Annotated in this window: 10 protein-coding genes; 7 read left to right on the plus strand and 3 right to left on the minus strand. The window is 47.3% G+C overall.

Annotation, left to right across the window (positions count from 1 at the left end):
- Nucleotides 1-547: 547 nt before the first annotated feature.
- Together tsaB and ACJ2PR_RS04780 are read right to left on the minus strand one after the other, a co-directional pair.
- Nucleotides 548-1168 carry a tRNA (adenosine(37)-N6)-threonylcarbamoyltransferase complex dimerization subunit type 1 TsaB gene (tsaB, locus tag ACJ2PR_RS04775; RefSeq protein ID WP_446876135.1) on the minus strand — a complete coding sequence of 207 codons (621 nt, stop codon included), beginning with the start codon at nucleotides 1166-1168 and terminating at the stop codon, nucleotides 548-550.
- A 263-nt stretch (nucleotides 1169-1431) separates the two neighbouring features.
- Nucleotides 1432-2955 carry a trehalase family glycosidase gene (locus ACJ2PR_RS04780; protein WP_446876136.1) on the minus strand — a complete coding sequence of 508 codons (1524 nt, stop codon included), beginning with the start codon at nucleotides 2953-2955 and terminating at the stop codon, nucleotides 1432-1434.
- Between the two features lie 596 nt (nucleotides 2956-3551).
- Between ACJ2PR_RS04780 and ACJ2PR_RS04785 the strand changes: the two genes are divergently transcribed.
- From ACJ2PR_RS04785 to ACJ2PR_RS04805, 5 genes are all read left to right on the plus strand, one after another.
- Nucleotides 3552-4820 (plus strand): hypothetical protein, encoded by a 1269-nt coding sequence (locus ACJ2PR_RS04785; protein WP_446876137.1) that lies wholly within the window; start codon nucleotides 3552-3554, stop codon nucleotides 4818-4820.
- Between the two features lie 329 nt (nucleotides 4821-5149).
- Entirely contained in the window at nucleotides 5150-5329 is a 180-nt protein-coding gene (rpsU, locus tag ACJ2PR_RS04790; protein WP_446860454.1) for a 30S ribosomal protein S21, read from the plus strand.
- A gap of 123 nt (nucleotides 5330-5452) precedes the next feature.
- Nucleotides 5453-6949, plus strand: coding sequence for a GTP-binding protein (locus tag ACJ2PR_RS04795; RefSeq protein ID WP_446876139.1), 1497 nt, complete (start codon nucleotides 5453-5455; stop codon nucleotides 6947-6949).
- Between the two features lie 36 nt (nucleotides 6950-6985).
- A complete protein-coding gene (locus ACJ2PR_RS04800) occupies nucleotides 6986-7363 on the plus strand; it encodes a hypothetical protein (RefSeq protein ID WP_446876140.1) in 378 nt (125 codons plus the stop codon).
- A gap of 256 nt (nucleotides 7364-7619) precedes the next feature.
- A complete protein-coding gene (locus tag ACJ2PR_RS04805) occupies nucleotides 7620-7895 on the plus strand; it encodes an IS607 family transposase (protein ID WP_446867861.1) in 276 nt (91 codons plus the stop codon).
- A 407-nt stretch (nucleotides 7896-8302) separates the two neighbouring features.
- On the opposite strand, the gene ACJ2PR_RS04810 is transcribed toward ACJ2PR_RS04805, so the two are convergent.
- Nucleotides 8303-10744 (minus strand): response regulator, encoded by a 2442-nt coding sequence (locus ACJ2PR_RS04810; protein ID WP_446876141.1) that lies wholly within the window; start codon nucleotides 10742-10744, stop codon nucleotides 8303-8305.
- Between the two features lie 450 nt (nucleotides 10745-11194).
- Between ACJ2PR_RS04810 and def the strand changes: the two genes are divergently transcribed.
- Both def and ACJ2PR_RS04820 read left to right on the plus strand, forming a co-directional pair.
- Nucleotides 11195-11758, plus strand: coding sequence for a peptide deformylase (gene def, locus ACJ2PR_RS04815; protein ID WP_446860443.1), 564 nt, complete (start codon nucleotides 11195-11197; stop codon nucleotides 11756-11758).
- 120 nt (nucleotides 11759-11878) lie between these two features.
- Nucleotides 11879-12076 (plus strand): hypothetical protein, encoded by a 198-nt coding sequence (locus ACJ2PR_RS04820; RefSeq protein ID WP_446860442.1) that lies wholly within the window; start codon nucleotides 11879-11881, stop codon nucleotides 12074-12076.
- Nucleotides 12077-12153: the final 77 nt, after the last annotated feature.

Genomic DNA, 12153 nt, shown 5'->3' on the forward strand with positions numbered 1-12153 from the left:
AGGGATGAAAAGTTTCGTTGCGGTGTTGAGATCTTCTGCCCTCCAGCCAATTCTGATGAACTTTGGGACAAAAATTTCAGGTCAAAGTCTTTCACTCGTTGGTGATTTAAGGAGGCGACCCGAATCTGCGATCAGAGCGTGAAACTTTCTTGTTTAGAACACGATCGTTTCGCTTTCAAATAGAACAATTGGGGTTTGGAGGGCGATCGTTCCGCTTTTAAGTAGAACTATTCCGTTTTCAAATAGAACGATTGGGGTTTAGAGAGCGATCGTTCCACTTCACGAGATGAACTTAGCGAATTGCCAACCGGGATTAGGAGCTATTTAATCCTTGATCCTTAGGATCGTGAATTAAATAAGACCGATGATTGCCTGGTTGCTTCGCCCCCTAAATCCCCCATTCTGGGGGACTTTGAGAAAGCAGACATTCTAGAATTTAAGGCAGTTTCGCGGTTCAAAGTCCCCCAAATTTGGGGGATTTAGGGGGCAGAAGCCGAATTAAACGAAGCGAAACCGCGAGAATTACAGGTTGTTTAATTCACGATCCTTAGCTTTGGTTGGTGACGGGGTGTTGACCATAGAAAGGGAGGACTTCTGACCAGAGCGATCGCTCTCCCCGACTCCATTTCAGATGGGCGAGTTCTAAAAGGTTTGTCACCTGTTCGCCTTGATGAGGGTCTGCTTCCACAAGATGATAAGGGGTTGAATAAGCTGAGAGCGTCTGGTGCCAGAGGTCAGGAGTCATCACAGAATCAGGCAAAACCGCCGTCAAATTGTCTGAAGTCGCTTGATAAAGAGCGGTATAAAGTTCGCCTCGTTGGGCTGGCATCTGGATGGCGATCGTTTCCTTGGTCGAGCGATGGGCATAAGCAATGACGGCCAGACTCGACACCCCAAAGAGCGGAATTTCTAACTGTTGTGCCAGAGTGCGGGCGGTGACCACTCCAATGCGCGTTCCGGTAAAACCACCGGGGCCGATCGCTACTGCAATAAATCCGAGATCTGTCCAGGTTTGAGGGTGCAAAAAGTCTGACAGCATCTGGTGCAAATAGTTGGAGACTTCACGCCCTAGATCCCAAACTTGATGTCGAGAGTCTTCCACAAAATCGCTCAAGGCCAGTCCCAAATCTGGGCTGCTGGTATGAATAGCCAATCCGTATTTTTTCACAAAGCTATTGTTGAGATTAAAGACTGGTTTTTGATTGTCACACAATTCAACTTGGAATCAACCTCAACTCGACAGAAATTCTTCGCTGCCGTTGCAACTCTAAGAGAGCTAGATGAGTCCCCCATTCATCATCAACTTTGAACTAAAATTTCTTGCCTCAAAGTCCCCCAAAATTGGCAGCTTGGAGGGCAGAAGATCTCAACAACGAGGCGAAGATTCACCAAACTGACGCTTTATTAAATTCACAATTTTTGAGCCTTCTCTCAAAGTCCCAAAATTGCCAAAAGCTCCAAAAACACGCCATTTGTCCACCCAAACCCTACCTCATTAGAAGAGTAGCCAAACAGAATCTCTTGAGACACATCGGCCGAGCAGCTACACACATCATATTTTTCGACCAGCGTCCCCTGTTTCTCAAATTCCTGAACCAGCAGCGCCACAAATTTGCGAGCAATGCGATGGCCCGCTTCAACGTAGCCATATCGACACAACCCCTGCACCGCGATTAACTGCAACGGTGCCCACCCAAACGGCGCATCCCACTGATTGCCACTGACACAAGTGCTGGTCAACAACCCGCCCGGAGCCTCAAAGCGATCGAGATTCTCAGCCACTCGCTTGGCCTGTTCGATAGAAGCAATCCCCACCCACAGCGGATAAAAGGTGGTCGCAAACTCATAATAGCGGCGAGTTTTGGTGTCTAAGTGATAGTCCAAATACAGCCCAGCTTCCTGATCCCAGAGAAACTGATCGATGAGTTGGTGTCTTTGATGGGCCCGATCGCGCCACAGGTTCGCCGTCGTCTCCTGATTGAGAATTTGATAAATCTGCGCGGTGTCACACTCCATTTGGTAGAGCAGCGCATTCAGACAAACGGGCGCATAGTGAATGATGTCTATACTAAAGGGCCCAAACCGATTGGAGATGTCAAAGCCCGACTCGCGCATAGAACAATCTCCCGTGTAAAACAGTTCTGTCAATCTGTCTTGGGCACGATCGTAGTAAAGCGTCACATCATAATCAGAAATATTGAACTGGCGATAGTAGGCGCAAACTCGATCGTAGTGAGTCCTGCCCTGGTCATCTTTTTCATCAAACACAACTTCTGGAAGCGGCTCTTTAGCAACGGCATAAAAGCGTGAAAGTCCTATATCCGTCGATCGCGGAGACACCCTCCAATACTGGTAAAAGCGCTCAACAGCAGGCAACAACCCCTCCAACCACACGCGATCCTGAGTTTGCTCAAACAACGCGAGAATCATCCGCGTCAAAACAGGAGGCTGCGATCGACCCAGCATATACGTGCGATTAGAATTCAAAACCGTACCGTAATGCTCCACTTCGTAGACCAACTGCTCGACCATATTTTTGGCCAGGTCAATCTGACCATCGCGCAACAGACCCAACTGCATAAAGTAGCTGTCCCAGCCGTACATCTCGTTAAATCGTCCCCCCGGCACCACGTAGGCATGAGGCAAGTACAACAAGCCGTGTTCTTGAATTTGCGCTCGGTCAGGCAGTTTACGCAACTCAATCTGGTTCCATTCTTCAGGAGAAAGTGTTTTTTTGAGTTGACGAGCGATCGCATCGAGATCTTCTTGCTGCGACAAATAGACAATCCAGGGGTTGCCCCATCGATGCTCAACTTTAGAATCTTGGGCCGCCTGTAAAAGATGAGTGTGTGACCGCGTTAGGGTCTCCCAAGTCTGCTGAATGTAGGCTCTGACGGACTGAATCTGAGCATCAGACGGAAAAATTGGACTCAAAACTGAAGAATCAGTAGTCATTGGTTCCACTCGCCGCATAAAAGACTTCTGGATCAGAGATGAATTTTTAGCGATCGTCACCTATCTTTAGAGCGGAGGCAACTCGCGATTTTCTGACTGCTTTTGAGTTATCGAAAAGTTTCCTGATTTTACTCTGGCTTGCGGAATACTATTTACAGCGGTTGTATCAAAAGACACTGAGCCGACTCTAAAATTTAGCTAAACACCCACCGTGCCGAAAGTTACCCATCCTGTGGTAATCTCGGAGGAGTTTTCCTGAAGATCATCGTCACAATGTCCTAAATCTGCCTGTCAAGTACCGAGATTGGTAATTCTCAGGGGGAATAATATGAAGCTTTAGTTAAGCTGAGCAACCGGGCAGTATATAGATTGTATTAAGTGACTTCAATTACACCTGATGCCTTCGTACCTCCGTTAAGATCAACAGTAACCTTACCAAAAAAGAATAAGGTTTATGAATTTATACTCAGTTGGCTCGCGGTTGTCTGGTCTGTTTAGTCTGTCTTCAACCCCCCTCTCCACAAGGAGTCGCACTGCATTGATGGCCCGATTTAACTCATTCAACTCCGAGAGTTGGCGATAGGAGCGTAGGTAAGATGAGTACTTGGTCAACATACCGCAACCGTGAAATTACTCAAGAAGAACAAAGACTCTATGATCATCTGTTAAGCGCTGTCCAAGTCGAATCACCAGGGCAACTCATCGATCGCTTTCGCAACCTATTTATCGAGGGCATCAGCTACCCCAACCCCCAAATTTTGAGTGATCTCGATCAGATCGTTGCGGCCAAAGATTCTCTACAAGACTTTAAATTTGTCCTCAATCGCTGCTGCCATATTTTGGTCAACCGCTGGCAGGCTCGTCCTCAGTCACACGTTGCGATCGCTGCCCTGATCGACGTTTTAGAATCTTCCCCCACTCGCCTTGTGACCGAGTATTCGCGCACCCGCATTGTCAAGCAGCTACGAGAACTGGTCAGACAGTTTCTAGAAACCGAGCAGTATTTGACGCTCAAACGGCTGGCGCGAGTCCTGGTTCAATCTGCTGAAGTGGGTGGGTCTGACCAGTCACCGTTGGGGAGCTTGATTCGACGCTATCCCTACCTCTATGAGCATTGTCTGGTCAGTGAAGGTAGCCCTGATGAGCATCAAGACTCAGTGCGAAAACTTCAGACTCAGGTGCAAAAGCAGTACGAAGTTGACCTATCTCAGTATGTGACCTACCAGGTGCGTCGGGGTCAAGCTCAACCTGCTCGTATTATTCAGCCTGTCAAAAATCCGACGCTGCTTGACGATCGCGAACTGCATTTTGCCCTTCAGCAGTTTGTTGGTAAAGTCGAAGGCGCTTATACGCATCGAGAGTTGGCTCAACGTTTCTTAGTTCACAGTCATCAGGCGCAATCCTTTCAGGCGTTTAAGGACGACCTTTACCAATACATTACGGCGGCTGTCGATCCAGAATATGGGCGGCGACAGTTTAACAACCAGCTTTACAACCAGCTAACAAACACCCTCCCCGAAAGCAATCATCAGCCGCTCAACGACTTTCTCATGGTGAGAACTTGTAGCCAGTTGCTCAATTTTCTAGTAGTAGACAATCCTCAACACCCGCATCACTTTGTCTTCGTCGATTTGTTGTCAAATATCGGCCCTACGCTGACCACCAGCCTGCTGCTGAGAATTGTGTTGCTCTGTCGTAAAGTCAAGCCCTACTTAGAAAAGCGCTTCTCAATTTTGTTTAACCACTACGAATCTTACACGCGCGACTGTGTGCAGTGGCTGATTGCCGCTATGGAAAATCTACACGTTGCCCTTAGCACCAACTTTAGTACGATCAATTTGTGTTTTGTCAATCAGCTAGTTTAGGGCAGGCGTGACGGTCTTGAGTCAGACCAAAAGTTACTCATTGGAGTCAAAATCGCCTCAGCCTGCAAAAGAATCACAGGAGGACTCCCCTCCCTAGAACGATCGCAACCGTTACAGAGACCTAATTTTGTGCTAACGTTTCCATTGGTAGGGTTCTAGATTGGGAATTTTATGCACAGTTCCGCGTGGGTGAGTGTCTTAAAGGTAGACATCCAGGCGTTTTTTTGTGTTTAAAACTCGTGGCAAACATTGCGCTCCCAACCTGAATTTGCCCATGCCATTTTTCAAAACATCCACACGCTACTTACTTGATCGAGGGAGAATCAGGAATGACCCAGGTGGTTTTAGGTGAAAACGAAGGCATCGAATCCGCTCTGCGACGCTTTAAGCGACAGGTTTCTAAAGCTGGAATTTTGGCAGATGTGCGATCGCGCCGTCATTTTGAAACACCGATCGAAAAACGCAAACGCAAATCAGTCGTTGCTCGTCGAAACCAACGCTACCGATAAGTCCGGGGTTGCTAGGATTGAGAAGAATAAGTCTGTGATCTGAATGCGGTTGCAAGGTTTTTGGTTGCACAATTTTCAGAGGCAGTCCTTTTGTCATTCTCAACGCCCTCACGCTGAACCCCCATGTCTGACCCGATCGCTGATTCTGGCAACCTGGATGCGCTTCGTCCCGCGCTGACTCAAGAACTGGATGAAGCTATCTTTAGCTTTGATGAAATTCAGACTGAGCTAAACTACAAGCGAGCAACTCATGCCCTGCGCGATCTCGTCAAAAATCTCGACCTGACGGATCAAGAACGATCGGGTCTAGAACCAGAGATCAACGGGCTGGCAACCATGTTGGACAAGCTCGATCGCCTCGTGGTGCATATTGCTGCCTTTGGGATGGTGGGGCGGGGCAAGTCTTCGGTGCTAAATGCGCTGTTGGGTCAGAAGGTGTTTGAGACGGGGGCGATTCATGGGGTGACGCGAGCGCAGCAGTCGGCTCAGTGGAGTGCGACGTTTGAAAGCCTGGAAGGGACGGAAAGTTCGATTCAAAGAGTCAGTTTGCCTAGCCTTGATCACGCTCAAATTGAACTGATTGACACCCCTGGCATTGATGAAGTCGATGGGGAAACGCGGGAAGTTTTGGCACAAACGGTGGCCCAACATGCGGACTTGCTGCTGTTTGTTGTGTCGGGCGACATGACCAAAGTTGAATATCAAGCGCTGTCTGAACTGCGAGAGTTTGGCAAGCCGATGTTGTTGGTGTTTAACAAAATTGACCAATATCCTGAAGCCGATCGCCAGAGCATCTACGAAAAAATTAGAGATGAGCGGGTCAAGGAGTTGCTGACTGAAGATGAGATTGTCATGGCTGCCGCCTCTCCATTAGAAGCAAGAGCGGTAAAGCGGGCGGATGGGCGGATGTCAGTGCAACTCAGTGCAGGCGAACCCCAGGTTGAGGCGCTCAAGCTAAAGATTTTAGAAGTCTTGCATCGAGAAGGCAAATCGCTCGTGGCGTTGAATACGATGCTGTATGCCGACGATGTAAATGAGCAGGTGGTACGGCGCAAAATGACGATTCGCGATCAAAATGCCAATCAGATTATTTGGAATGGCGTGATCACAAAAGCGGTGGCGACGGCTCTCAATCCGATTACGGTGTTGGATATTGTCAGCAGTGCGGCGATCGACGTGGCGATGATTCTAACAATGTCAAAACTGTATGGAATTAGCATGACCCAGCAAGGCGCGATCGGGCTGTTGCAGAAGATTGCGATCGCGATGGGTGGCATTACTGCCAGTGAATTGTTAGCAAATCTGGGGTTAAGCTCTCTCAAAGGAATGTTGGGTTTGGCGGCTCCCGCAACGGGGGGACTTTCGCTGGCTCCTTATCTCTCGGTAGCGATGACGCAAGCAGGCGTGGCAGGCGTTTCGTCCTACGGAATTGGACAGGTGACTAAGGCTTATCTCGCCAATGGCGCTTCTTGGGGGCCGGATGGGCCAAAAGCAGTCGTCACCAACATTCTGGCTTCTCTAGATGAGGCTTCGATTCTCAGTCGGATCAAAGATGAGCTACGCGCCAAACTGGATCTTCAGGGTCGAAAAGCGGATGCTGCTAAAGATAATGAAGTTTGAGAATCACATTGAGAATTACACCTATCTTGTCCAATCATGACGACCAATCAACCCAGTAGGCTCGATCGCATTGAGTCCTCACTGGAGCAACTCGCCCAACGCCAAGAAATCACTCAATCCCAACTAGAGCAACTCACCCAGCGACAGGAAACCACTCGATTTCAACTTGAGCAACTCACCCAGCGACAGGAAATCACTCGATCCCAGATTGATTCTCAGGTTTCCGTGGTCGCAGAACTGAGAACCACAGCCAAATTACTGTTACAAGTTGTTAATCAACATCAGCAGAACTTCGAGGTCATTACGGCGGAAATTAGAGAAATCCGAGGAGAAATTCGAGGGCTGCAAACTGAGAATCGACGCATTCTGGACAGACTTGAGCAACACTTTTCTGATGGGCATGGAGGGCAATGATCAAAAAGAAAGTCAAAGCAGACGCCACGGTTGTAGTTGCTAAGTCGGTTTATGTAGTTGCTACGTCGGCAAATCGCTTCAAATTTTTCAGGACACTATACAACTCGTTTTCTGAGCGGAATAGAGAAAATTCAGTCGAGAAGGCGTACTGAGGACGATCGCCACATTCACTCGCTTCTCCAAAACTGCACGAATAGGAGGTTAATCAACAGTAGCGAGTTTACTCACAAATATTAACATATGTTAATACACAGATATGGCATATGTACCACTTAGAAAAGCGGTCGATTTTCTAGGTTTGCATCCAAATACTTTGAGGAAGTACGCAGATGAAGGCAAAATCAACTACATCAAAAACGAAGCAGGGCAACGTCTCTACGACGTTGAATCCTATCGTAGAGATGCAGTTAGCCCCGCCATTGTTTGTTATTGCAGAGTCAGTCGCTCAAAGCAAAGAGACGATCTTGTTCGGCAAGTCGAATTTATGCGAGAGCGATACCCAGATTCCGAAATCCTCCAAGACAGTAAGTGAGAGGCGGATCAATAACTACATCTTTATTACAACTGAGGCGATAAATGAAGAAGTGCAACATTATGCACGGTCTTTATATCATGAGACTGGAGGCGTTGAGTTTGTAGTTTTGGACTGTATTAGTTTTATCCGGCATTTTCTACACCTATTCCATAGATTAAGAAGTAGCTTTCTCGAATCCTATCAGAGCCTTGTCTTGGCAGAACCTCAAAGTGCTGTGAGCCAGCCAGTCAAAGAAGCTTTTTTAGCGATGAGGCAGCCAGCAGAGACGGGAATAGAAGAGGAAGAGCCTGGGATTTAATCAGCGATCGACCTCTGCTACATTAGTGGGGCGCTCTCTCAAAAAGGGTCTTCAGGAATTAAAAGTTATCTACGTAACCCCAACCCGAAGTTAGCACTAAGCTTCCCTAGATCGCCGGACGATCGCTTGGTAGGACGATCGTAAACTTTGCTCCCTCACCCCAAACGCTAGAACATTGAATCTGTCCATGATGCTTAATGACGATCGCTTGATAGCAAATTGACAGCCCCATACCACAGTGTTGACGATCAGGTTTGGTTGTGAAAAATGGCTCAAAAATGCGCGGCTGAATCTCTAGCGGAATTCCACAGCCGTTGTCTGAAATGTGAATAGTAATCGCATCACCCGTCTGCTCAGTGCAAATTGTAATTCTACAAAGAGTCTCAGGCCTACAGTTTGGTAAATCGAAGGCATCGATCGCATTGTTTAATAAGTGCATCAGCACCTGATGGAGTTGACCGGGATAACACTTCACCTCTGGAAGCCAATCGTAAGCTTGAATTACCTCAATCTGAGGATGCTGAGGGGTCTGTCTAAGACGGTGCGAAAGGAGCAATAGTGAATTATCAATACATTGGTGAATATCAATTACTTTCTCCTCGGCTTCATCTAAATCTGAGAAGTGCCATAAAGCAGAAGCAACCTGACGAATTTGTCGAGATCCTTCTCTCAGCTTGGTGGTCAGCTTAGGAAATTGCACTAGATAATCAATATCCACTTTGGCAGGGGCAGATACCTTGACCATCCAATCAGGATACGTCTGCTGGTATTGCATCAGTAATTGAACGATCGCTTGAACTTGCTGATCCACCCATTGAAGATGACTATCGATAAAGTTAATCGGGGTCTGAATTTCTTCAGTAATCCCTGCAATTAATCGTAGGCTTGATAGTTGCTCTTGTTGAAATAGAGTAGTCTGGGTTTGTTGGAGGGTGATGAGGGTTTGTTGGAGATGTTGAGTTTGTTGTCGGAGCAGTCGTTCTGAAGACTTTAAGGCGGACTCAGCTTGCTTACGATCGTCAATGTCGGTTGCAATCCCACACACTGCGTAGATCTGTCCGTCAGTATTGAATAGTGGAAACTTTATCACTAAAGAAGTGCGAAGTTTTCCATGATAGGAAGCCACTTCTTCGACTTGAATCGGACAACGGGACTCTAACACTCGCTGGTCGGCTTGTCGAAAGGCTTGCGCGATCGCAGCAGGAAACAGATCATAATCCGTCTTGCCTGAATAGGCATTGAGATCCAGGTCAAACTCTGATGCAAATTTGCGATTGATCAGTAAATAACTTCCATCGGTGTGCAGATACTCTTTTGCAAAAATTAAGGCATTTGTATTGTCAATCAGATGATGTAATAGCTGTTGATTTTGGTCGAGCGCAAGTTCAGTTTCCTTGTAGGCTGTGATGTCTTTGACAGTGCCTTCATAAAACAGCAAGTTGTCGTATTTGTCTCTAATCGCCCGCACATTTTCAGAAATCCAGATCACCGTGCCATCTTTACGCCGCACCTGAGATTCAAAGTTTGAGACGGTGCCCATCTTCTCGATTTGAGCGATGAATTCTGCACGACGATCGGACTGTACATAAAGTTGTTCTTCAATGTTGACGATCGTAGCAATCAGATCGTCTGGCGACTCATAGTGATAAAACTTAGCTAACGCCGGGTTTACCCTCAAAAAGCGACCATCTGGCGTAGACTGAAACTTGCCATCCATCGAATGCTCAAAAAAGCTGCGGTAGCACTCTTCAGCCTGTCGTCGTTCTTTAATTTCTTGCTCTAGACGTAGGCTTTGCTCAGTCAGACATTTGTGACGATCGCGCACCTGCAACTGATACTTAATTCGCGCCAACACTTCATCAGGACGAAAGGGCTTGGTAATATAGTCGGCTCCTCCCAATTCAAACGCCCGAACTTTTTCTGAAGTGACATCAGCGCTACTCAAAAACATTACCGGAATATCTTGAGTTTTGGGACAAGCCTTCAACCGTTTGCAGACTTCATAGCCATCGATACCGGGCATCATGACATCCAGCAAAATCAAGTCAGGCACCACTTCACTGAGCAGTTTGAGCGCCATTTGCCCATTGGTTGCACTACAAACTTGATAGCCCTGTCGCTTGAGCATAATCGATACAATGCGCGTATCTACAGGAGCATCATCAATCACCAAAACAGTACCAAGATAGGTGGAGCGATCGAGCTTGTAGCCCAACAGCCAAAAGATTTTTTCTTCGATAGTTTGAGCGTCTCCCAAATAAATTGCACCTTGAGTGGTCAGGGCTTTGTGAGAGAGCGTGAGTTGTTCGAGTTGGTGAATGATGGAGTTAATTTCTTGCGTGTCCAAATAGAGGCTGACAATGACTCGATCGAGATCACAGAAGTCATCTGCCCGCAGTGCGGCCCCCGTTGCGACAACAGATTTCAATTGAGCCAAGTTCTGATACAGCAGTTTGCGAATGTAGTAAGCGATCGAGGGTGAAAGCTGCAAGCGTTGGCTGTTGGATGATGCAGAAGTGTCGAAGGGTGAAAAATCTGAAATCAGCATAAGGGGCACGCAATATCAATAAATGCTTGCCGTAAGAATGCCCGCTCCAGCAAAGCTAACAACGATGTAGTTTAAAAGCCTTCAGAGATTATTAAAGCTTTGAACAGACCCTCATTTGAGAGGGGTGGATGAGAGGGGTGAATGAGAGGGGTAAATCAGTTAAACCGCTCACTTTGTGCCCTTCGAGAAATCAGTAAGGGGGACAAATTCAAGAACGTCTCAGCGAACTTGAAACCGAAAAGCTTTGCCAATCGTTTAGCCTGCACGTTGAGAAGCTTTCTTGCGCTGCTAGTGTTGATTGCTACTTCCCGGCTGTCTTCCAAAGTCTAAGGCTGAAGTTTGCTTTACCGCTTGATGGTGGCTGGGTCAAAATTCGCTAAGATAGAGCTAAAGCGGAATCAGTTCGACCTCTCTGTTTCGATCTCCCCCTAGCGTTGAGTATTTAAGTTCATGACTTCTGTAGTTTTAGTCGAGAAAAAAAAGTTAGCGAAGCCGCCTTTAGACATTCATCACCTGGGCGATCGCGTACTCCGACAACCTGCCAAACGGATCGCAAAAGTCGATGCAGAAACTCGGCAGATGATCCGAGAAATGCTGCAAACCATGTACAGCGAAGATGGAATAGGTCTAGCGGCTCCTCAAGTCGCCATTAACAAGCAGTTGATCGTCGTAGACATTGAGCCAGACAACGCTGCAAGACCGCCGCTAATTTTGATTAATCCTGTGATCAAGAAGTCAGGACAAGCGATCGAAGTTGAGCAAGAAGGCTGTCTGAGTATTCCGGGTGTCTATTTAGATGTCAAACGTCCGGGTACGATCGAAGTCACGTTCAAAGATGAGCAGGGCCGCCCTCAGACGCTTTCAACCGACGGACTGCTGGCGCGTGCGATTCAACACGAAATTGATCACCTCAACGGTGTCCTGTTTGTCGATCGCGTCGAAAATAAGCTTGCCCTCCATCAAGAACTCGCCAAGAAAGGGTTTTCGGCTCAGGCGGTCAAACCAGTATCCTGACATTTTGAGTTTCAGAAGAGCGTCATCTGTTTGTAGAATATAGAGTCTTTGTCGATTGACTTAACTCCAACACGCTCTTTCTTGAAACTCAAAACTTCGTTTAGCAAAGGCTTTTACAACATGACTCCAAAAAGTGGTGTATTTCTGGGTGGCTCCTGTGTAGCGGCGATCGCGGCGGTGGGGTCAGTTTTTGAGCTATCGTCGGGCGACCCTCAGCTAGGCGGGCTTTTGACTGGAGTGATTTTAGCTGCTAGTGTACCGCTTGCTGCAATCTTCTTTTATGCAGCCGTTTTGGATGCAAGAGCGAATCAAAGATAAGGCGATCGCTCCTCAGTAACTTGTCTCAATGACTTGTCTTGATGAATTTTGAGTATTCCAGCTTTCCAAACGTCTGA

Source organism: Phormidesmis sp. 146-33 (assembly GCF_052939515.1).